This window comes from Moraxella catarrhalis (genome assembly GCF_001632285.1).
Classification (GTDB): Bacteria; Pseudomonadota; Gammaproteobacteria; order Pseudomonadales; family Moraxellaceae; genus Moraxella; species Moraxella catarrhalis.
In genome coordinates, this window is the sequence record NZ_LWAH01000013.1 from 283,658 (window position 1) to 307,028 (window position 23,371).

The following is a 23,371-nucleotide window of genomic DNA, read 5'->3' on the forward strand; positions in this document are numbered from 1 at the left end:
CCTTAAACATGTTCATGAGATTTAGCATGGGTTACAGGCTGAGCTTTTGGCTTATAGGGAAATAGCGTACGCACCCAAACATAAAACATTGGGATAAAAAATATCCCCAAGAATGTCGATGTCAACACCCCACCCAAAGCCCCCGTACCAACAGCGTTTTGACTGCCTGAACCTGCACCTGTGGCAATATATAGTGGCACAACACCCACACCAAAAGCAAGCGAGGTCATGATGATTGGACGCAGACGCATACGCGCCGCCATCATGATTGACGCTTTGAGCGTTTGACCAGATTCTTGGATTTCTTTGGCAAATTCAATGATTAAAATGGCATTTTTTGCCGATAAACCTATCACAGTCAATAGGGCAACTTGTAGGTATACATCATTAGCAAGCCCATGGATTTTTGTGAGTAATAAAGAGCCAATTACCCCCAAAGGAATGACCAAAATGACCGCAAAAGGCACAGACCAACTTTCGTACAGTGCTGCCAAACACAAGAAAACCACCAAAATTGATAAGGCATATAGTATTGGTGCTTGACCCCCTGATTTTTGTTGCTCAAGCGACAGACCTGTCCACTCAAAATCAATGCCAGCAGGCAGCTGTGATGCCATTTGTGCCATCGCCTCCATGGCATCGCCTGTACTCACACCTAGGGCAGCACTGCCAGTCAACACCATCGAAGACACACCATTATAACGCGCCAAACTTGGGCTGCCATATTCCCATTGACTGCCAGAAAAAGCACCAAAGCTCACCATCTCACCAGATTGATTACGCACATACCAGCGATTGATGTCCTCAGGCACCACACGGCTGTCTGGCTCACCTTGGATGTAGACTTTTTTGATGCGTCCACGATCAATGAAATCATTCACATAGCTGCCTCCCCACGCTTGTGCAATGGTATCATTGATCGCTGTCAAAGGTACGCCATAAGCGGCTGCTTGTGCCTGATTGATGTCAACTTTTAGTTTGGGTGCATCCTCTTGACCACCTGGGCGAATCGAGGCAATCGCTGGATTTTGCATCGCCATACCCATCAGCTGATTGCGTGCATCCAGCAGGGCTTCATGACCTACACCGCCAACATCTTTTAATTGTAAATCAAAGCCGCTGGTATTACCAAAGCCTTGGATTGGCGGCGGTGCGATTGGAAAAATCAGACTTGCCTCTGGGATCATCATATTCATCACCATTGCTCGGCGTGCAATACTTTGAGCGGTATTTTCACTGCCTGCTCGCTCATCCCAGTCTTTGAGTTTGATAAATGCCATACCAGAATTTTGGCCGCTGCCCATGAAGCCAAATCCAGAAATCGTAAACACCGATTCGATGTTATCCGTTTCTTTATCATGATAATAATTTGCCAGTTTATCCATCACCGCATTGGTCTTATCAAGTGTTGAACCTGCTGGCAGTTGCACCAAAGTCATGACCGCACCTTGATCTTCTTCAGGTACAAATGAGCTTGGCAGTCGCATAAAGATCAATGCCATAACCGCCACAATGCCAGTATATACTGCTAAATACGCCAATTTTGAGGCATAAGTTTTACCAATAAAGTTTTCATAACGACGACTGGTTTGATAAAAAAAGCGGTTAAACCAACCAAAAAATCCTGTTTGAATGTTGATATCTTTATGTGCTTGACGCTTTAAAATGGTCACACACAAAGCTGGTGTAAACACAAGTGCAATAAATGCAGACAGTGCCATACTGGTCATCAAAGTAACCGCAAACTGACGATAAATCACGCCTGAGGATCCACCAAAGAAAATCATCGGTACAAAAACCACCGATAAAATCAGTGCAATACCAATAACAACCTTACTAATCTCACGCATCGATTGAATGGTGGCATCCATCACTTGGATAGATGGATTTTCTTCCAAAATCCGCTCAACATTTTCAACAACAATGATCGCATCATCCACCAAAAGACCAATGGCAAGTACCATCGCAAACATGGTTAAGATATTAATACTATACCCAAACACCGATAATACCGCAAAAGTCCCTAAAATGACCACTGGCACTGCCAAAGTTGGAATGATTGTCGCTCGCCAGTTTTGTAAAAATAAGAACATCACCAAAAAAACCAGTACAACTGCTTCTAACAGCGTATATACAACTTGTGTAATTGACAGTCGAACAAATGGTGTTGTGTCATAAGGCACGACCATTTTTAGGCCTGTTGGGAAATTTTGCGACAGCTCATCTAATCGCACGCCCACCGCTTCACGCACCTCAAGTGCATTAGCACCTGGTGCAAGCATAATGGCAAGGCCTGATGCTGCTTGACCGTTATACTGAGCTCTAAATTGGTAATTTTCACTACCAAGCTCGACACGAGCAACATCTTTGATGCGTACTTGAGCGCCTGCAGTATCTGTTTTTAATAAGATATCTTCAAACTGCTCTGGTGTTTGCAGATAGCTTTGTACGCTGACGGTCGCATTAATCACCACACGGTCAGTATTGGTTGGCAAAGTGCCTAATTGTCCTGCTGAAACCTGAACATTTTGGGATCTGATGGCAGATGAGACATCTGACGGTATCAAGTTGTAGGCACGCAATTTGGCAGGATCAAGCCAAATACGCATGGCATAAGATGAACCAAACACATTAGTACCACCGACGCCCTCCACACGGCTGATAGGATCAACAATACTGGTTGCAACATAGTCGGCAATATCTGACTGATCCATACTGCCATCTTCAGACACAAAAGCTGTCACCATCAAAAAATCGCTGGCAGATTTTTCAACATTCAAACCCGTGCGTTGTACTGTTTCAGGCAATGAACTCATGGCAGATTGTAATTTATTTTGTACTTGTACTTGGGCAGTATCTGGATCAGTGCCATTTTCAAATGTTAAAGTCACAGAGGCAGACCCTGCCGCTGATGAATTTGATGACATGTACATCAGTCCATCAATCCCTTTCATCTGCTGCTCGATGATCTGCGTGACCGAGTTTTCAACCGTCTCAGCATCAGCACCTGGGTAGACGGCACGCACCTTTACTTGAGGCGGTGCAATTTTTGGGTATTGTTCAATCGGCAAATTATTAATTGCCAAAATACCGACCAGCATGATGAGAATTGCAATCACCCAAGCAAAAATCGGTCTATGTATAAAAAAACGAGACATGCTATACCTTTATTTACTTGGTTTCGTCAGCAGCGTTCATCGCAGCTTGTTCTTCGGCGGATAAGTTGGCAACCGTCGTATCACTTTGTGGTCTTGCCATTGGAATGTTTGAGTTAACAGTACTTGGTTTAGAAGGCGGTGGCGTGCTGATATCAGCATTTGCTTCACTGCTGGCAGCTGGCAGTTCTCGCACATTAACCTCTTGGTCTGGCTTAACTTTACTGCCGCCAATAATCACAACACGATCACCAGAATTAATACCACCTGTTACAATCCAATTACCATGATAAGTACCTGCTGTCGTTACCGTGCGAATCTCGATTTTGTTATCTGCGTTAACGATATAAACTTGGGTTTCGCCTTTTGGTGTACGCATGATCGCTGATTGTGGCAATAAAGCTGCTTCATGCACCACACTTTGAATTAAGCGAGCATTAACAAACATACCCGGTATAAGCTTACCATCAGGATTTGGGAACACAGCGCGTAAGGTCATGTTGCCCGTGGCTGTATCCACTTGTGCATTGGCAAGCAATAATTGTCCTAAGATTGGATAAGTTTGACCATCTTCAAGCACCAGTTGAACATCTGCACCACCTTGACCTACTTGACCAGACTCAATCTGTTCACGCAATCTTAGCATTTGGGTTGAAGACTGGCTGATGTCCACATACACTTCATCCAACCGATTAATTGTCACCAATGGTGTTGGCTGATTGGCGGATACCAGTGCACCTGCTGTCACCGCTGAGATGCTCGTTACACCACTGATGGGTGCCTTGACAATGGTACGACCTGCATCCAGTTGGCTTGCGTTTAGATTGGCGCGTGCACTTTGCACGGATGCTGTTGCACTGTGAATATTAGCATCTGCCTGCGCAACTGCCGCTCTGGCAGCCAAAACATTCGCTTCAGCAGTTCGCATGGCGGTTACTGCTTGGTCAAAAGCTTGACGAGAGATCGCCTCAACCTCCAATAAGCCCTCAAGTCGCATGACATCTGCCCGTGCCTGAGCCAAATTGGCTTCTTGAGCGGCTAAATTTGCTTGAGCTGATGCTCGTGTGGCCTCGGCATTACCGACAGCCGCCTCAGCGTTTTGAACCGCTGCTTCACCTGCTTGCACTTGGCTGGTATAGCTATCGACATTAATCCGATATAAAGGCTGTCCTGCCTGCACCATACTACCTTCATAGAACAGTACTTCATCAATAATGCCCGTCACCTGCGGGCGAACCTCTGAAGTCTCAATGGCGGCAACACGCCCTGCAAAACTTTGAATCACTGGCACAGTTTCGAGCATAATGGTTTGAACATCTACCGTCGGATTTGGCATTTGTTGCTGCACGCTGGTATCGTCCTGTTGACTGCACGCCGTCAGCACGCCCATACTGGTCATCAGCCCAATGACCAGCACTGCTGTTAGATTTAATTTCATGATAACCCACTTTAAACTTTAAAACTGAATGAATAATTTTATGGATCTGCTAACTTGGCATTGATAAACATAACTGCCATAACCGCAAAATTCTCTTAGACACAAAATCAAGCAAACCCTTAAAAACCACCCTATCTTGGCTAGGATTTTCCTAACATTTAAGGACAAATATAAAATAACCAAATTTCTTATTATAGCTGATTTTAACGCCAAAACAGTGAGATTTTTTTGAGATATTTTGGGTAAGTTGTCAAATTTGTGTCTTGCAATTGATACTTTTTTATGAGCAATGACATAGACTTGGCACATTTTTGAAAATTTTTAAAAATTTTGCTTGTAATTTTAAAAATTTTTGGTAAGATAGCATCACTTGAATGGCTGGATGGCAGAGTGGTCATGCAGCGGACTGCAACTCCGTGTACGCCGGTTCGATTCCGACTCCAGCCTCCAAAGTAATTCAGCAAAGACCTAAAGCATACTTTTGCAAAATGCTTTGCCCGAGTGGTGAAATTGGTAGACACAAGGGATTTAAAATCCCTCGCTCTTACGAGTGTGCCGGTTCGAGTCCGGCCTCGGGCACCATCATTATCTTTGGTATTACCAAATTCAACAAATAACCGCTAAATCTGATTGGGTTTTAGCGGTTTTTTTGAATTGTGCAATTATTTAGGGTGATGAATGCATTTTAAGACCCAATCAAGCGAACCCCAACAATCATAAGCACGCCTGTCTCATTCATCAAAAAATCCACATCCACGCCATCATAACGCAAAGCAAAAATGGTGCCCACCTCATCTTGACGGTAAGCAGGCCTTGGGTCTTGAGCGATAAGACCTTGGATAATCTGAACATCAGCATCCTCTAACACACCTTGCCTAATAAGCCCATCAAACACCTGTTTAGCCTTGGTATCTATGGCAGTTTTACGCATGGATGGCGTGTCTATCTGCTGACTGATGGCATCGGTGATACTATCAGAAAAAGCCAAATAAGGCTTGATATCAAAAATTGGCGTACCATCCGCCATATCTGCGCCAATGATATACAGCCTAACTTTATGATTAATCACCTCAAGACGCTCTAGACGGACTACCGACAACCCCAAAGGTGAAGGTCGATACATGCTGCGGGTTGCAAAGACGCCCATTTTAGCATTACCGCCAAATCTTGGTGGCCTCACTTGTGGACGAAAGTTAGCTTGGGGTCGATTATGATGAAACTGCCAAATAATCCACAAGTGGCTATAATTTTCAATGCCCTCAAAAGCAGCCACATTATCATAAGGTGGCACAAATTCAATATGACTGGATACTTGAACAAGATTGGGCTGTCTTGGTATGCCAAATTTTTGCGTTAGGGGTGAATGATGGTAACCAATAATGGGAAAAGTTATCATAGTCATAGAGAATTTTTCTTATTTGTGCTAAAATTTTTTCGTTTATGTAAAACTGGTTTATGCTAAAATAAAGGCTGCTTATTCCAAAATTACCCTAAAACAACTGGGTAAAATTCATTATCATACAAAAAATAATTATCCCATCGGCTGCTGTAATCATCTGCCGATACCAAAACATCATCACAATCAGAGAAATTTTATGTCAAAGTTTATCACAGAAACCGTCACTTATGTACATCATTGGAATGACAGTTTATTTACCATCAAGACCACCCGTGGCGATAGCTTGCGTTTTCGTAATGGTGAATTTGCCATGATTGGTATCATGGTTGATGGCAAACCCTTGGCGCGTGCTTACTCGATTGCCAGCCCAAACTGGGCAGAGGAGCTTGAATTTTTTTCAATTAAAGTGCCCGATGGTCCGCTGACTTCTCGCCTGCAACACATTCAAGTTGGTGATGAATTATTAATCAGTAAAAAACCGACTGGTACTTTGGTGCTTGATGACTTATTACCTGGTAAACATTTGTATATGCTTGCCACAGGCACAGGACTTGCACCATTTTTATCATTGTGCCGTGACCCTGAGGTATATGAGCGTTTTGAAAAGGTGATTTTGGTACATGGCGTGCGTCATGTCAATGATTTGGCTTATCGTGATTTTTTTGAAAATCAGCTACCAAATGATGAGATTTTTGGCGAATGGATTCGTGAAAAATTCATCTACTACCCTACCGTCACTCGTGATGAATTTCATCATACTGGTCGTGTCACTGATTTGATAAAATCAGGCAAACTGTTTGATGACATTGGTTTACCAGTGATGAATAAAGACGATGACCGTGTGATGATTTGTGGCAGTATGGCGATGAATGCCGATACTGCTGCCATCTTAGATGAGCTTGGTCTGACGGTGTCGCCCCGTATGGGTGAGCCTGCCGATTATGTCGTTGAACGCGCGTTTGTTGGTTAATTAACTTTCATCAAAAAAGCCAAATCCCAAGGATTTGGCTTTTTATTTTTTAATTAATTGCCTCGGATAATTGTGCAGCTAATTGTGCCAACTCATCTGGATTGGCAGATACCGATTCATGTTTGGCTTCATGTTTGGCAATGTCACTAAAGTGTGCTGGCACAAGATGCATATGATAATGCAGCACTGACTGACCTGCTTCGGGGTGATTTATCTGCACTTGAGTGATGCCTTGTGTTTGTAGAACTTGCCTTTGCGCTTTCATGACTTTTTGAGCGGTGGCAATGACCGCTTGAGCATATTGTAATGGCAAATCCGACAACTCAACTGCTGGATACTTTGGAATGACCAACACATGCCCAACAGCCACTGGCATGATATCCATGAATGCCAAAGTCTGATCATCTTCATAGACCCGATGGCAAGGCAACTCGCCCCTTAAAATCTTAGCAAAAATATTACTATCGTCATAATGCGTTGTCATAATATCCTCCTGAGTTAGTGATATGGTCACCTTATTTTAGCACAGCTTGGCTGGTATTTGCTCGGATTTTGTCGTAAATTTATGCTATAGTATGGGTTTTAAGATGATGCACTAAGATGAACAAGACCGATAAAACTTTAATTTTACTACAAAATATTTTTAATGATACAGGTTTTACCTTTCGTATCCATAATGTTAAACTGGCTCAGTTAACCATTGATTTTGATTTACCGCAAATGTTTTTAGCACATTATGACCAATTGGCTGATGAGTTAAAAGCACGCATACCTCTCACCCCCCAGCTTTTAAAGCACATGAATACACCGATGACCGCCGATGAAGCAGAAAAATTGCTTGGGCTGCCACATGCAAGCATCGCCAAAGCTTGGCATATCAAACTAAAAGGTACGGCAGTGATTGCATGTGATGCATTATCGTTGGCAATTCATACTCACTTTACCAATACTGCCAAACCCGCCCAAGTTGCCTATGGTGATAAACAAACACTCATCCATCAAGAAGCGGCCCGCTGGCAGATGACAGGTAATGTGAATGTCTTATTTAAACATACAAATTACGATTTGGTGAGCATTGATTTGGAAGATAACATACTGACAATGCATGCACAAGGCGGTTATATACGCCTACCAAATAGCCATTCATTAGCCACAACCCATGCAATCAATACCCTAAAGCATACCAATCTTGATGCCATTGGTTATTTAAATGATGCAATCATCGAAACCATCACCGCAGCCCAACGATAAGCCATTTTTATAAGCCCTAGCTGACAATGAATTTTTAATAACCAGCATAGATATGCCTAATTATTCATTGATTATTCTGAGAGATTATCTTTGATTTGAGCGGCTTTGGCTTGTCTTTTTTGACGCATTAACTGTAAGCGACGCTTAAGCGATGGGTTTTCTTCAATAGATTGCTTTTTTTGATAAGCTTCCCAATCACCAAAGGGGTCAGCCTGCATTTGGCTTTCATTTTGATCCAAAATACGCACTGCATAATCGCCTAAAGTAAATTTAATGTACAACACCTGAACCCAAACAATTACCATAACCATCAATGGTGTTGCCAAAGCAATGCCCAAAATGCCTGTGATTGAACCCATAATAACCTGAGATAACAGCAATGCCACTGGTGGCAAATCTACCATACGATTTTGGACAATCGGTGAGATGACATAGCTTTCAAGCTGCTGCACCACAACAATCATCAATGCCACCCATAACAACATTTTTGGTGAGACAATTAAAGTTAATAATAAAATCGGTATGGCTGATAACCAAGGGCCCAAAACAGGCACAAAGTCCAGTAAAAAGGCAATAAATCCCAAGGCTAAGGCAAAAGGAATGCCCATCAACCAAAGTGCTATCCCTGTGGCAATGCCAACAAACGCCATCACAACCAGCTGCCCTAATAACCACTGCTGCATAGAACGATAGCTACGGTCTAACAAATATTCTGCCTTATCTCGGCTGTCTTTTGGTACCATCGCCACAAAGCTTCGGCGATAAACAGATGGAGAAATTGCCAAAAATAGTCCAATAATTGTAATTACGACCAAAGTTCCCATACCGCTGACCATACCGCCCAAATAAGTTGGTAGATACGCCATCGCACCATCACTAAACCGTGTCAAAAATTGCTGCGGATTATCTCTTAGCTCTCTTGCCCATTCCAAGCCTGCCAGCCATTCATAAACAGCAGGATGGGTTTGTAAATACTGGGTTAAATATTGGTTCATATATTCAAATGCTTGTGGCACCAATAATTTTAAGTTTTCTAGTTGAAGTGCCAACTCATGCCCAAACAGTGCCGCCAAGGTGGACAAAACCCCCACAAGCCCCATCAAAACCATTGTTAATAAAATACCATGTGGTAGTTTTTTGAGATATTGACCAACCCAAGGTATCAAAGTTAGATATTCAACCAAACTTAACAGCCAAACCGCCATTAAAATTGAAGCAAAAACAATCAGCCAAACATGTATTAAATAATAAAAACTCAGTAGCATCAAGACGACCGCTACCGTCATAAAAATAAACGACTTTTGTTCTTGTGTATTCATAGATTTGCCATTAGACTTTATTTACTAAAGTTTTATTCATCTTTAAAATTGTGTTTATCATATCATCATTCATCAACATAAAAAAGGCGGCTTGATGTCTTTATCAAGCCGCCTTTATCAATGACTGTTATAGTGATTATGATTGAGTTGATTGGTCTGATTTAGGCAAGGGTAACGGCCCTTTTAAAAGATACTCATCGATCATTTCATTTTGAGAATTATGCTCAGCGGATTCTTCGGTGATGTACCACTGGCTATTGCGGTACAGCGTCAAGCGATCACGACCCAAACCACGCCACAGACAATACATCATCACAAAAACCACAATCGCAAACGGCAATCCTGCCACAATCGCCGCCGCCTGCAATACACCAAGTCCACCAGCTGCCAATAAAACCGCTGCAATAATACCTTCAGAGGTTACCCAAAATAACCTTTGAATTTTTGGTGGATCTGTTTCACCGCCAGCCGTCAACATATCCACCACCAAGCTTGCACTGTCTGCTGATGTGACAAACCATAACACAATCATAATCATAATCACAACCATCAAGCCTTTGGTGAATGGGTAATGTTCAATGAATCTAAAAATAGCACTGCCGTAATCAGCTTGAACCGCTTCAACAAAACCATACGACCCAAGCATCTCCATATGAACCGCTACGCCGCCAAAAGTTGTAAACCATAAAAATAAAAGTAGCATCGGCACAAACAGCACCCCAAATAAAAACTCACGAATGGTACGACCTCGAGAAATGCGCGCAATAAAAATCCCCACAAATGGCGACCAACTTACCCACCATGCCCAATAAAAGATGGTCCAAGATGATTGCCAATCTGTATCAACATAAGCTTCATTCCAAAGCCCAAGCGTAATCAGATTGCCTGCATAGTTGCCAATATTTTCAATAAAGCTGTCAAAAATAAACCGTGTTGGACCTGCCAAAATCATAAAAGCAAGCATCGCCAAGGTAGCTAAGATGGTAATATCACTTAAGCGTTTTACGCCCTTATCAAGCCCCGCCATCACCGACAGTGCCGCACATACCGTAATCCCAGCGATTAATCCTAGTTTTAGTGTTAAACTTGGTGTCACGCCCCATAGTTGCGCCAATCCTGTCTCAAGCTGCATTACGCCAAGACCCAAAGAGGTCACCACACCAAACATCGTGCCAAATACCGCCAAGATATCAACCGTATGACCCCAGCCACCATAAATGCGTTTACCAATCAATGGAAATAATACCGAACGCACAGACAGCGGCAATCCTCGGCGATAGTGAAAATATGCCAAAGATAATGCAACCACCGCATACACTGCCCACGCATGTAGCCCCCAATGCAAAAATGAAATTTGCATCGCTTCAACGGCTGCATTAACCGTCTCAGGTTCGGCTCTAGGCGGTGCGGCAAAGTGATATAAAGGCTCAGCAGTACCCCAATATAAAAGCCCAATGCCAATACCTGCTGAAAATAGCATGCCAATCCATGAACCAAAACTGTACGCTGGCACTTCGGTTTGATGCCCGAGCCGAATATCACCATAGCGACTTAATGCCAAATATACACAAAATGCCAAAGCAAGATTCATCAAAATCACCAGCCCAAAACCAAAATTTTGGCTGATAAATTGCTGCATTTGTCCAAATACTTGCCCTGCTTGTTCACTAAATATCGCACCATACAGCATAAATGCTATGACCAAAAAAGCAGAAACGGCAAAGACAGGGACGCTAACCTTTGGAAAAACACCAAACCGACTTATCTTAACGCCTTGATTCATAATTTGTATGTCTTTATGATTTTTTTGATGAGAAGGTGGTTGTGATGCACTCATAAGCCCCTCAATTTTTATAAAATTTTAATTAATTTATTAAATTAATTTAATTAATATACTGTGATTATTCAGTTTAATAAAATGTATCAATGATAAATCATTGATATTTTGGGACATAAGCCTAACAAGAATACCGTTTTATTGCAAATTTTGTGAGATATTATTACCCAAATTTATTACCTAATTTTGAGCAAATCCTTACCAAATAAAATCAATAAAATTTTGTTTTTATAACAATTTTTTAAGTTGGGCGTGTGTATTCGGTTTACATGTTTGGCTTTTGTAATTTTATGATATAATCTCATAAATATCATTTGATAAATCAGCCAAAAAAGCAAGGCAAAGTGAATAAGCTGCTATTAATAACTAATAGTTATGTTTATTACAAAAAGTCAAACAACTTTTTGGTGTCAAACAATGCTAAAATAGCAAAAATTAGCCAAATTATGGGCTGCATAAAAGGTCAACGCTGACAATCAAGCAACCCAAAGCCATCAAATAAGGAATATGTATGCCAATTTATCGCTCAAAAACTTCCACCGCAGGTCGCAACATGGCAGGGGCTAGGGCTTTGTGGCGTGCCACTGGCATGACCGATGCCGATTTTCAAAAACCCATCATCGCCATTGCCAATTCCTTTACCCAATTTGTTCCGGGGCATGTGCATCTTAAAGACATGGGGCAATTGGTCGCTCGTGAGATTGAAAAGGCAGGCGGGGTGGCAAAAGAGTTTAATACCATCGCTGTTGACGATGGCATTGCCATGGGTCATAGTGGCATGCTCTATAGCCTACCAAGCCGTGACTTGATTGCTGACAGCGTAGAATATATGGTCAATGCCCATTGTGCTGATGCTTTGGTGTGTATCAGTAATTGCGATAAAATCACCCCCGGTATGTTGATGGCGGCGATGCGTCTGAATATTCCGACGATTTTTGTCTCAGGTGGACCGATGGAAGCTGGCAAAGTACTCGCCAGCACTTTGGTTGATGGCAGTAATGTGCATGAAACGGTGGTCAATGACCAAGGGCAATCCATTCGCAAACTTGACCTTGTTGATGCCATGATTGACGCAGCAGATGATTTGGTCAGTGATAGTGATGTGCAAACGGTAGAAAACTCGGCTTGCCCCACTTGTGGCTCTTGCTCAGGCATGTTTACCGCCAATTCCATGAACTGTTTGACCGAAGCGTTGGGGTTGTCATTGCCTGGTAATGGCTCACTGCTGGCAACCCATACCAAGCGTAAAGAGCTGTTTTTAAAGGCGGGGCGAATGATTGTTGAGATTACTAAGCGTCATTATGAACAGGGTGATGACAGTGTTTTGCCACGCTCAATTGCCACCAAATCCGCCTTTGAAAACGCCATGAGCTTAGACATCGCCATGGGCGGGTCAACCAATACCATTTTGCATCTGCTGGCAGCAGCCAATGAAGCGGGCGTGGCATTTAAGATGGCAGACATTGACCGTCTGTCTCGCTTGGTGCCTTGCTTATCAAAAGTTGCCCCTGCCACCCAAAAATACCACATGGAAGATGTGCATCGTGCTGGCGGTGTGATGGGCATATTGGCAGAGCTTGACCGTGCAGGATTATTAGATACCAGCCTGCCCACCGTACATAGCCCCACCCTAAAAGACGCATTGGCAACTTGGGATGTAATGAATCCTGATAATACGCAAGCTCGTGCTTTATACATTGCCGCCCCAGGTGGCGTACGCACCACCCAAGCCTTTAGCCAAAACAAAGAGTATCCAAATCTTGACTTAAACCGTGAAAGTGGCTGTATCCGTGATGTGAAACATGCCTATTCACAAGATGGCGGTTTGGCGGTGTTATTTGGCAACATTGCTGAGCGTGGTTGTGTGGTAAAAACCGCAGGTGTCGATGACAGTATTTTGACATTCACAGGCAAGGCGCGTGTGTTTGAAAGCCAAGATGATGCCGTTGAAGCCATTTTGGCAGACCAAATCATTGCAGGTGATATTGTCATCATTCGTTATGAAGGTCCAAAAGGCGGGCCGGGCATGCAAGAGATGCTCTACCCCACCAGCTACCTAAAGTCTAAAGGGCTGGGTAAAGCGTGTGCATTATTGACCGATGGGCGTTTTTCAGGTGGCACATCAGGCTTATCCATTGGACATGCCAGCCCAGAGGCCGCTGAAGGAGGTGCGATTGGTTTGGTCGAAGATGGCGACACCATTCATATTGACATTCCCAACCGCACCATCAACTTGGCGGTTGACCCCACAGAACTTCAAAAACGCCGTGAAGCGATGCAAGTGCGTGGTAAACATGCGTGGAAGCCTGCCAATCGCATTCGCCATGTGTCCCAAGCCTTGCGTGCTTACGCAGCCATGACCACCAGTGCTGACACAGGGGCGGTCAGAGATGTCAGTCAGGTGGAATAAGCATAACTTATTTAAACACTGACTGCGGTCAATCATTAAAACCAAATTCTTGCTGGATTTGGTTTTATGTTAAGATACCATTTTTTGCCAAAAACCTGTTCAGATAAGCTTATTTATGAGAGATAATGATGAAAATTTTATATGTTACCGCCACACTAATGACTGCCTTTACCCTAGCAAGCTATGCAAGTACCCCTGAAAGCAATCCAAAAAACAGTTCTGCTAATTTAACCACCAGCTTAATCAAACATGCAGTCAAACAAACTTGCCAAACCCAGCTGACTGGTCATCAGTACTGGAAAATTGCCACCATGAAATTGTCTTCAGAATCCAAAGCCAAGATTTCAGAAACGGCATGCGGCTGTGTGGCTGATAAAGCACCTGAAGCCGTCAGCTTGACCGAGCTTACCACAGCTGCCATTAATCCAAATGCACGCACTGAAGTTGCCCAAAAAATTGTGCGACACTCGCTTAAACCTTGCATGCTAGAGACCGTCAATGCTTTTATTGTGCCAACTACCACACGCTAATCAATAAAAAACCATCTTACACGAAGATGGTTTTGGCTTTTTCATTTATCGACTTTTTCATTTATCGTAATTGACTTAAAGACCGATTTCACCGATGAATGGTAAATGGCGGTATTTTTGGTCATAATCTAACCCATAACCAACAATAAATTTATCTTCTACCTCAAAGCCACAAAACTTAACCGTCATTGGTATCTCACGGCGTGATGGCTTACTAACCAGCGTACAAATTTCAATAGAATTAGGCTCACGAGTTTGTAAAATCTCAACAACCTTTGATAAAGTACGACCCGAATCGATAATATCCTCCACAATCAGAACATCTTTACCTTGGATTTCACTGTCTAAATCTTTAATAATCTTGACATCGCCACTAGAAACGGTTGTTTTATTGATATAACTTGAGACGGTCATAAAATCAATCTCATGAGTTTTGTCAATCTGACGGCATAAATCTGCCATGAAAATGACTGAGCCTCGCAATAAACCAACCAACACCAGCTCTTTATTGCTGTCTTGATAATGTGTACTAATTTGTACACCCAATTCTTTGACTTTTGTGGCAATTTGCTCACTTGATATCATGATTGTTAAATCAAGTGGTGTACTCATAATCACTCCTAATAAAAATATTCAGAAAAATCAATTCAGACAAATCGAGCAATACACATGCAAGCACATTCATCACGCCAAAAGATGATTTTCTTAAAAATACTGTAACGCCATCTCAGATAACGCAAATTGTCGCACATCATTGAGCATGGTGGTATCAAAATTATGAATAAATGCAAAAGATAAGCGACGGCTTGGCTCACAAAAAGCAACCGACCCATTATAACCCATGTGCCCATAGCCATCAGGCACATCTTGCAGGCTAAACAATCGATGAAAACCCATTCGCCAACGCATATTTGCAGGCATCACCGCATCAAACCCATCGGTTTGTATTGCTCTCATGCGTGATACCACATCCTTTGAAATAACGGTTCGCCCTTGCCAAATACCATCATTGGCGTGCATGGCATAAATCCGTGCCAGTGCATTGGCTGAAGAGACACCGTTGGCAGCTGGTATGGTTGCCATCAACACATCAGAGCGATGATATTCTAGCCCATCTTTGGCATTTGGCATCAGAGCATTTTTATAATTGGTCAAATTCATACGAGCCGTGTCAAAGTACAAACGATTGACATGAGCGGTTGTTATTGGTTTATCGCCCAATGATGCACGCCAAAGCGGACTGGTAGGTAGATGAGTTAAGGTTTGTAATAAAGTCTCACTATCAGGCTTAAGTATCGGTTTGCGTCTGGGTGTATTTTTCTTGGGAATTTCACCAAAATAACGCTCAGGCTTGGCAATTTTATCAATTAAATCAGCATCTACTCCAAAATACAGCTCATCGATTACCCCCAACGGTTTGGCCAAATACTGATTGAGTGCCTGATTAAGCGTCATATCAGTAACACGCTCCACCAATCCACCAAGCACCCAGCCTGAAACTAAGGCACTATAAGCACTGGCATAATGATACTCTTCCTGAGATTTTGGGGTAGAGGTGGGCATGGCAGCGATACGCTTTAGCATCTCATCCCAATCCAGCAGTACCTCAGCATCAGTTGTAACCACGCTGATATTAAATAATCCTGCAGTATGCGATAAAACATCTTTTAAGCGAATGTCGGTTTTGCCATTTTGAGCAAATTCATGCCAGTATTGGCTTATGCGTGCTTCATAATCCAATAAGCCTTCAGAGACAAGCACGGCAATTAAAGTTGCCATCACCCCTTTACCGATTGAAAAATTCACCGATAAAGTTTGTGATGACCATGGCAAATTTGGTAATGCAAGCCCTGTGGCGGTATTAACCACCTCTTGACCATCTTTATAAATGACCAATGCCCCGCCAGCAGGTGCATCATCAAATTGTAGTGCTTGTAGCACCTGTGTAAAGTCTTCTTCAAGCATCGCTATCATCGTTGTTAATTTTTATGAACCCAAGTGCTGCATTGAACGATAAAATCAAACACCCCAATGACACATTCATCATAAATAGGCAAGTGTACCAATTAAGTGAGCTTTTTCGCTGTCTTTGGCATACAATCCAAACTCAATACCAAGCTCATCGGGTGTATCGGTCATTAGCTCAATCTTTGATGGCAAAAATACAGGCAATTTAAATGAGACATCCATACGATACGCCGCTGGTAGCTCAAAATGACGAGCAATCATAGCCAATGAGCGTGCCTTTGTCCACATACCATGTGCAATTGCTTTCGGGAAACCAAACACTCTTGCTGACAGTGGATGCAGATGAATCAAATTAAAATCACCTGACACAAACGCATATCTACGACCAATATCCTCTTCAACGTTCATCACCAAAAATAAGCTGTCATCTGATTTATCAGGTCTTGAAAATACAGGTTTGGTTGTACCTTGATGAGTGGCTTGTCTTTGTACTTTGGATTTTTTTTGGCGAGATAGATAGGTGGACACCCCTTCCCATACCATTTCATCTGCCACCCAAACGCTGGTTACAAAATCAAACTGCTGACCCTTATCATGAGTGCGAAGATTATTAAGACGCACCGATAGGCGTACTGTTTCGGTATCAAAAATCACACGATGCTGGGTAACGCTGTTTTCAACATGCACCAGTCCAAGCATGGCAAAAGGAAAGTCTGGTTTTGCCATCATGTTCATTTGTAAAGTTTGCGATAGCACCGCAAAATAAGTCGCTGGTACCCGCCCATCATCCACAAATCCGCAAATCTTACGATACTCACGAAGGTTGCTTTGTTCAATGACAAGCTTATCCACCGTATAGACTGAGCTTGGTAAGTCTTTTGCCTTAGTGTTTGAAGATGGTAATAAGCTTTTGATGACATTGGCGTAGGTCGTGTGCATTTTTGGCAATTCGCTAAAATGTTTATCCGACATAATTTTTTCCTTGATAGCCAATGATGGCTTCATAAATTTTATATAAATTAGCAAGTTAAGGCAATTTATGCACCAAGTAAACTTTGACCACAGACACGAACCACATTACCATTAAGACCGCCTGCTTTGGGTGATAATAGCCAAGCGATTGTTTCTGCGACATCTACAGGTTCACCACCTTGACTCATAGAGTTCATGCGGCGACCTGCCTCACGAATGGCAAAGGGGATTTGACCGGTCATTTTGGTTTCAATAAATCCAGGTGCCACAGCATTAATGGTGCGAGCTGAATCTTTAAATACCTTAGCTGTTGCTTCAACCAAGCCTATCACACCTGCTTTACTTGTGGCATAATTTGATTGCCCCAAATTACCTGCAATGCCTGAAATGGATGAAACACAAACAATACGCGCAGCCTCACCAAGTCCGTGATGATTAATCAAATAATCATTCACACGATGGATGGCACCCAAGTTAATATTCATGACAAGATTCCATTTATCTTCACTCATCTTAGCCAAAGTTTTATCACGGGTGACGCCTGCATTATGTACCACCCCATCAAGCGTACCGCAGGCGCGTACAATTTGCTCGCCTGCATCTTTGGCAGTGATGTCCAGCGGTAGTGCATAACCACCGATTTGCCCCGCCACTTTTTGTAGATTTGGCAGGCTGTCAGGCACATCTAGGCAATACACCTTAGCACCATCACGAGCCAACACCTCAGCAATCGCTTGACCAATGCCTCGACTTGCACCCGTGACTAGGATTTTTTTACCCTGAAGGGTTGCGTGGGTCTGAGTGGCGGCTTTGGTCAAATAAATTGGCTGACCTGATACATAAGCCGACTTAGCTGACATGAAAAATTCAAGCGTATGGGCAAGCTCACTTTCAGCACCCTTTTGAACATAAATCACTTGGGCAGAAATCCCCCGCTTAAACTCTTTGGCAATCGATTTAACAAAACCCAGTACCGCACGCTGTGCCAAACTAAAACCAATATCATCACCCGTACAACATTCAGGGCGTGCAATGACTAGTACCCTGCCTGATGCTTTCAGACGCCGAGCAATCGGATGAAAAAAGTCATACACCTGCTTAAGCTCATCCGTATTTTTGATGTTTGTTGCATCAAAAATAGCCACCTTAAAACGAGCATTATCATCTTTTAGACGGTCATTGAGCGAAGTTGTTTTTAGGTGATTTAAAGTGGCATCGGTATTGACTTTGGCTTCATAGCCCCCCAAAATCTCTACCAAAGCACTCTGCACAGCGGCATCTTCACCGCTTGCTATGCCCAAAGCAACCTCACCTCGTACGACAGGCTGACCTGTTTCATAGCGGTCAAGCTTCATCGGCATCGGCAATCCTAAGTTTTTGGCAACTTTTTTACCCAAAGGTGACTGAACCAATTCTCCATAATGGTCGCTCATGACTAACTCCTAATTTAATGAATGATGCGATCGCTCTGTACGATAACAAACGGTGGTCGCAGCGTAACAAAACGATAAAATATAATAATTTATTGTACCATAAAATCATGAATTTGAAGAAAATGGTGCAAACTTAATACTCAAAAATCATCATTTATTTATATTTAGTTATACAAAATATTTTTTGTATAATAAATTGTAATCAAAACCCCAAAATTTCCCACAGAGTGCGATAATAATGCTAAGCTAAGTCATGAATCGCTCAAGCTTTGATAGGATTCGGCTTTTCATTTTTACTCACAATATTAAGAAGGATATTTTATGAGCTTAAATAAGGTTGCCATCTTAGGCGGTAATCGCATTCCTTTTGCGCGTAGTAATGGCGTATATGCTGATGCCAACAACATTGATATGCTCACTGCAGCATTAGATGGATTGGTTGCTCGTTTTGATTTGGCGGATAAACAAATTGGTGAAGTTGTGGCAGGTACTGTCTTAAAACACAGTCGTGACCTAAACTTAACCCGTGAGGCAGTGCTTAACACCCAATTACCTGCAACGACGCCTGCTTATGATATCTCGCAAGCCTGTGGTACTGGACTACAAGCAGCTTTTGCTGTGGCAAATAAAATTGCGCTAGGCCTTATTGATAATGGTATTGCAGGCGGTACAGACACAACCTCTGATGCACCGATTGCATTGGGTGATGGTCTGCGTAAGCCGCTTTTGCGTTTAGGCAATGCCAAAACAGCCAAGCAAAAACTGTCTGCACTTAGCACCATCAACCCCAAAGATTTATTAGCCTTCCCCCAAAATGGTGAACCACGCACTCGCCTTTCAATGGGCGAACACCAAGCCATCACCGCACTTGAGTGGAATATCAGTCGCACCGATCAAGATGAACTTGCCTATAACAGCCATCAAAACTTGGCTCAGGCGTATGAATCAGGATTTTTTGATGACTTAATCACACCTTATAAAGGCTTGACCAAAGATAATAATTTGCGTCCTGATACCACACTTGAAAAATTAGCCAGTCTAAAACCTGCCTTTGGCAAAAAAAATGCCAATCCAACCATGACCGCAGGTAACTCAACGCCACTCACAGATGGTGCTTCTGTGGTGCTACTGTCTAGTGACGCATGGGCAAAAGAGCATGGGCATGAGCCACTTGCTTATATCACTCACCAGCAGACAGCAGCGGTTGATTTTATTGGTAAAGAAGGTTTAACCGAAGGTCTTTTAATGGCACCTGCTTATGCCGTGCCTAAGATGCTCAAGCGTGCAGGTTTGACCTTGCAAGATTTTGATTTTTATGAAATTCATGAAGCTTTTGCCTCTCAGGTACTTTCTACTTTGGCAGCTTGGGAAGATGAGACTTTCTGTAAAACTCGCTTGGGACTAGATGCACCACTCGGCAGCATCGATCGCAGTAAGCTTAATGTCAATGGCTCAAGCTTAGCAGCAGGTCACCCCTTTGCAGCAACAGGTGGACGAATTTTGGCGACAGCAGCCAAACTATTGGCTCAAAAAGGCTCAGGCCGTGCATTGGTTTCTATTTGTGCTGCTGGTGGTCAGGGTGTTGTGTGTATCTTAGAGAGATAATTCATTAACCTTTAAAATAAACCCTCATTATCCGACCAGATGATGGGGTTTATTTTGATAAAGTCTGATATCATAAGCCATGATTTAACAGCAATGTTAATATATTACTCAAGTACATCCATTTGAAAAACCTTATCTGAGATAATCCGACCCTTACTGGTACGCTGAATGTAGCCTTGTTGCAATAAATAAGGCTCAATCACATCTTCAAGCGTCCCTCGATCCTCAGCCATCGCTGCTGCCAGTGCTTCGACGCCAGCAGGACCACCATGAAATCTTTGGGACAACACCGATAAATAACGACGGTCCAGCTGATCAAGCCCTTGCTTATCCACAGCCAACATATCCAGTGCCGCAGAAGCAATATCAGCTGTAGCGACACCATCACCCTTGATCTCGGCATAATCACGCACCCGTCTAAGCAAGCGATTGGCAATGCGTGGCGTACCTCGGCTACGATGTGCCACCTCTAATGCCCCGCCGTCATCCATCAAAACCCCCAAAAGTCTGGCTGAACGCTTGACAATCGTAGTCAAATCCTCAACATTATAAAATTCAAGCCTTTGGACAATCCCAAAACGGTCAAATAACGGTGCAGATAATAATCCTGCCCGTGTGGTGGCAGCCACCAAAGTAAATGGCGGTAAATCCAATTTGATTGACCGTGCTGCAGGACCTTCACCAATCATAATATCCAGCTGAAAATCTTCCATTGCAGGGTATAAAATCTCCTCAATCACAGGGCTTAGCCGATGAATTTCATCAATAAATAGTACATCACCCGCTTCAAGATTGGTTAAAATTGCCGCCAAATCTCCCGCTCGTTCAAGTACAGGCCCTGAGGTTGAACGCAAATTACCACCCATCTCTTTGGCAATGATGTTAGCAAGTGTGGTTTTTCCCAATCCCGGTGGGCCAAAAATGAGCGTATGATCTAACGCCTCCCCTCTTGCTCTGGCGGCAGGAATAAAAACTTTCATCTGCTCACGCACTTTTGGCTGTCCGATATATTCATCCAAACTGCTGGGACGAATAGCACGGTCGGCGGTATCGTCTTTTTTGGGGTTTGGGTCAATTAAGCGATTTTCTAACATAATTTTTATTTTAAATGAGAATTAAATTTAAATGAAAGTAAGCGAAAGTCAAATAAGAAGATAACGGCTTATTTTAGCACAAATCCTTATCCAAAACCGCTTTACCACGATGCTAAAAATCAAGCATTATTATCAAAAGATTGAAAATAAGTATATCAAGCGAAAGAAATCTCCCCAACTTTTGCCAATGTGTTACCAAATCAGAAGATATGCTACAATACACATACATATTATGTGGGATTTTTTTACTAAAAAAACTTATCATAGGCACTTATCATAAACCAACCCAAAATTGATTGATCTGATAATGAAAGTGCTTTTTAAAGCCCATCTTATGGCGATATTGCCTCAGCTTGAAGCCATAGCATCAAGAGACAACATGCGTTTATTTTTATGCCGTATGCCAAACACTGTTCAACGGCTTGGGATGATACTCTTTTTTATGCTAAGCTTGAGCCTTTACACTGTCGCTTTGGCAAATTCTACGACGCCTCGTTATCAACGCATCTCAACCCCCCAAGCCATCAGCACACAAGAGATCTATCTGACAGCGACACAGTATGAAGTAGCACTAATTCAAGTTCTATCTGAAATCTGCCCACCCATGCTCAATGCTCGCCAAAAAGCCAATTTTAATCGAGCTTATGACAGACAATTGCGTATTTTTATGCCGTACTCAGCTGACCCCTATCAAAGCTTAAGACAGCTTAGCGCTCAGCGTGAGTATCGTATCATTTTGCATAATGTGCGTGCATGGACAGCCAGCTTTCCTGCTAGTGAAAATCGGGCACTTTGCTATGAGTTTGCTGCCGCCGCTTAAAAGTTCGCTCCACGCTGCTTAATTTGATATAATAATATTTGCCAATATATTTGATAATATAATAGACAATATAAAATAAATCACTCAAACACGCTAAGATTTAAGGGCTTTTATGTATACTTTTAATCGTCAATTTCCCCATACTCGCTTGCGTCGGCTACGCATCTCTGATGGCATTCGTGAGATGGTGCGTGAGACACAGTTAGCACCATGTCATTTGATTGCACCTGTCTTTGTCATTGAAGGTATGAACCAAAAACAGTCCATTCATAGCATGCCAAATGTCCATCGCTACTCGATTGATTTGTTGATTGATTATGTGCGTGAATTATATGCCACTGGCGTGCGTATGATTGATATTTTTCCTGTCATTGACCCCAAGCTAAAAACGCCTGACGGTCAAGATGCCTATCACAACGATACGCTGGCGGTGCGTGCGGTGCGTGCCATCAAAGATGCTGTGCCACAGATGATTGTCATGACAGATGTTGCACTTGACCCTTATACCACGCATGGTCAAGATGGTATTATTGATGAGTCAGGCTATGTTATCAATGACATCACCACCGAAGCACTGATTAAACAGACCCTAGCACACGCAAAGGCTGGTGCTGATATCATCTCCCCAAGCGATATGATGGATGGACGCATCCAAGCAATGAGACAAGCACTTGAAAATGGTGGCTATGTCAATACTGCCATCATGGCATATTCTGCCAAATATGCTTCGGCATATTATGGGCCATTTCGTGATGCGGTCGGTTCATCAGGTAATTTAAAAGGTCATAAAAAACAATACCAAATGGATCCTGCCAACCGTGCAGAAGCATTGCATGAGGTTGCACTAGATATCCAAGAAGGGGCGGATATGGTGATGGTAAAACCTGGACAGCCGTACTTAGATATCGTGAGTGAAGTCAAAGATACTTTTGGTGTGCCAACCTTTGCCTATCAAGTCTCGGGAGAATATGCCATGCATATGGCAGCTATCCAAAATGGCTGGCTCACCGATGCAGTTATTTTAGAAAGTTTAATCGGCTTTCGCCGTGCTGGTTGCGATGGTATTTTGACATATTTTGCACTTGATGCTGCCCGTATGCTAAACGACTGATACCCTCAAGTACGCACCTAAAATCGCTTCAGCAACACTGAAGCGATTTTTATTGTGAT

The 23,371-nt window shown here is 42.8% G+C and carries 18 protein-coding genes and 2 tRNA genes; 9 read left to right on the forward strand and 11 right to left on the reverse strand.

Annotated features, from left to right (window positions below; translation table 11 throughout):
- Positions 1-2 precede the first annotated feature (2 nt).
- Both A4U55_RS04445 and A4U55_RS04450 read right to left on the reverse strand, forming a co-directional pair.
- Positions 3-3,158, reverse strand: a complete 3,156-nt coding sequence (locus tag A4U55_RS04445; protein WP_063454059.1) for an efflux RND transporter permease subunit — start codon at positions 3,156-3,158, stop codon at positions 3-5.
- Between the two features lie 13 nt (positions 3,159-3,171).
- Positions 3,172-4,593: an efflux RND transporter periplasmic adaptor subunit gene (locus A4U55_RS04450; protein WP_003659126.1), complete on the reverse strand. Its 1,422-nt coding sequence runs from the start codon at positions 4,591-4,593 to the stop codon at positions 3,172-3,174.
- Between the two features lie 376 nt (positions 4,594-4,969).
- On the opposite strand from A4U55_RS04450, the gene A4U55_RS04455 reads away from it, so the two are divergent.
- Both A4U55_RS04455 and A4U55_RS04460 read left to right on the forward strand, forming a co-directional pair.
- A tRNA-Cys gene (locus A4U55_RS04455) sits at positions 4,970-5,043 on the forward strand.
- 45 nt (positions 5,044-5,088) lie between these two features.
- A tRNA-Leu gene (locus A4U55_RS04460) sits at positions 5,089-5,175 on the forward strand.
- Between the two features lie 103 nt (positions 5,176-5,278).
- Here the strand turns inward: A4U55_RS04460 and tsaA are convergent.
- Positions 5,279-5,995: a tRNA (N6-threonylcarbamoyladenosine(37)-N6)-methyltransferase TrmO gene (gene tsaA, locus A4U55_RS04465; RefSeq protein WP_003659120.1), complete on the reverse strand. Its 717-nt coding sequence runs from the start codon at positions 5,993-5,995 to the stop codon at positions 5,279-5,281.
- 193 nt (positions 5,996-6,188) lie between these two features.
- On the opposite strand from tsaA, the gene A4U55_RS04470 reads away from it, so the two are divergent.
- Positions 6,189-6,962 carry a ferredoxin--NADP reductase gene (locus tag A4U55_RS04470; RefSeq protein ID WP_003659117.1) on the forward strand — a complete coding sequence of 258 codons (774 nt, stop codon included), beginning with the start codon at positions 6,189-6,191 and terminating at the stop codon, positions 6,960-6,962.
- 49 nt (positions 6,963-7,011) lie between these two features.
- Here A4U55_RS04470 and A4U55_RS04475 read toward each other — a convergent pair whose 3' ends face one another.
- On the reverse strand, positions 7,012-7,446 hold the full coding sequence (locus tag A4U55_RS04475) for an HIT family protein (RefSeq protein ID WP_003671427.1): 435 nt from the start codon (positions 7,444-7,446) through the stop codon (positions 7,012-7,014).
- A gap of 116 nt (positions 7,447-7,562) precedes the next feature.
- On the opposite strand from A4U55_RS04475, the gene A4U55_RS04480 reads away from it, so the two are divergent.
- Positions 7,563-8,213, forward strand: coding sequence for a hypothetical protein (locus tag A4U55_RS04480; RefSeq protein WP_003660780.1), 651 nt, complete (start codon positions 7,563-7,565; stop codon positions 8,211-8,213).
- Positions 8,214-8,284: 71 nt separating this feature from the next.
- On the opposite strand, the gene A4U55_RS04485 is transcribed toward A4U55_RS04480, so the two are convergent.
- On the reverse strand, positions 8,285-9,532 hold the full coding sequence (locus tag A4U55_RS04485; protein ID WP_003659110.1) for an AI-2E family transporter: 1,248 nt from the start codon (positions 9,530-9,532) through the stop codon (positions 8,285-8,287).
- Between the two features lie 136 nt (positions 9,533-9,668).
- Positions 9,669-11,369: a BCCT family transporter gene (locus tag A4U55_RS04490; RefSeq protein WP_063454060.1), complete on the reverse strand. Its 1,701-nt coding sequence runs from the start codon at positions 11,367-11,369 to the stop codon at positions 9,669-9,671.
- A 511-nt stretch (positions 11,370-11,880) separates the two neighbouring features.
- Between A4U55_RS04490 and ilvD the strand changes: the two genes are divergently transcribed.
- Both ilvD and A4U55_RS04500 read left to right on the forward strand, forming a co-directional pair.
- A complete protein-coding gene (gene ilvD, locus A4U55_RS04495) occupies positions 11,881-13,779 on the forward strand; it encodes a dihydroxy-acid dehydratase (RefSeq protein ID WP_003660784.1) in 1,899 nt (632 codons plus the stop codon).
- A gap of 125 nt (positions 13,780-13,904) precedes the next feature.
- Complete coding sequence (locus A4U55_RS04500; protein ID WP_227513426.1) at positions 13,905-14,309, forward strand: hypothetical protein; 405 nt, start codon at positions 13,905-13,907, stop codon at positions 14,307-14,309.
- A 75-nt stretch (positions 14,310-14,384) separates the two neighbouring features.
- Here the strand turns inward: A4U55_RS04500 and hpt are convergent, their stop codons facing one another.
- The 4 genes from hpt to A4U55_RS04520 all read right to left on the reverse strand — a co-directional run bounded on the left by hpt (position 14,385) and on the right by A4U55_RS04520 (position 18,682).
- On the reverse strand, positions 14,385-14,921 hold the full coding sequence (hpt, locus tag A4U55_RS04505) for a hypoxanthine phosphoribosyltransferase (RefSeq protein ID WP_003659103.1): 537 nt from the start codon (positions 14,919-14,921) through the stop codon (positions 14,385-14,387).
- 93 nt (positions 14,922-15,014) lie between these two features.
- Positions 15,015-16,274 carry an EstA family serine hydrolase gene (locus tag A4U55_RS04510; protein WP_003659102.1) on the reverse strand — a complete coding sequence of 420 codons (1,260 nt, stop codon included), beginning with the start codon at positions 16,272-16,274 and terminating at the stop codon, positions 15,015-15,017.
- A gap of 78 nt (positions 16,275-16,352) precedes the next feature.
- Positions 16,353-17,249: a MaoC family dehydratase gene (locus tag A4U55_RS04515; protein ID WP_003673640.1), complete on the reverse strand. Its 897-nt coding sequence runs from the start codon at positions 17,247-17,249 to the stop codon at positions 16,353-16,355.
- A 65-nt stretch (positions 17,250-17,314) separates the two neighbouring features.
- A complete protein-coding gene (locus A4U55_RS04520) occupies positions 17,315-18,682 on the reverse strand; it encodes a 3-oxoacyl-ACP reductase (protein ID WP_003659098.1) in 1,368 nt (455 codons plus the stop codon).
- A 321-nt stretch (positions 18,683-19,003) separates the two neighbouring features.
- Between A4U55_RS04520 and A4U55_RS04525 the strand changes: the two genes are divergently transcribed.
- Positions 19,004-20,287: an acetyl-CoA C-acetyltransferase gene (locus A4U55_RS04525; RefSeq protein ID WP_003663304.1), complete on the forward strand. Its 1,284-nt coding sequence runs from the start codon at positions 19,004-19,006 to the stop codon at positions 20,285-20,287.
- 104 nt (positions 20,288-20,391) lie between these two features.
- Here A4U55_RS04525 and ruvB read toward each other — a convergent pair whose 3' ends face one another.
- The gene (gene ruvB / locus A4U55_RS04530) at positions 20,392-21,381 is read right to left on the reverse strand and encodes a Holliday junction branch migration DNA helicase RuvB (protein ID WP_003659095.1); all 990 of its coding nucleotides are present in this window, start codon (positions 21,379-21,381) and stop codon (positions 20,392-20,394) included.
- A gap of 307 nt (positions 21,382-21,688) precedes the next feature.
- Between ruvB and A4U55_RS04535 the strand changes: the two genes are divergently transcribed.
- Positions 21,689-22,201, forward strand: a complete 513-nt coding sequence (locus A4U55_RS04535; protein WP_003659093.1) for an MCR_0457 family protein — start codon at positions 21,689-21,691, stop codon at positions 22,199-22,201.
- Between the two features lie 112 nt (positions 22,202-22,313).
- A complete protein-coding gene (gene hemB / locus A4U55_RS04540) occupies positions 22,314-23,312 on the forward strand; it encodes a porphobilinogen synthase (RefSeq protein ID WP_003659091.1) in 999 nt (332 codons plus the stop codon).
- Positions 23,313-23,371 lie beyond the last annotated feature (59 nt).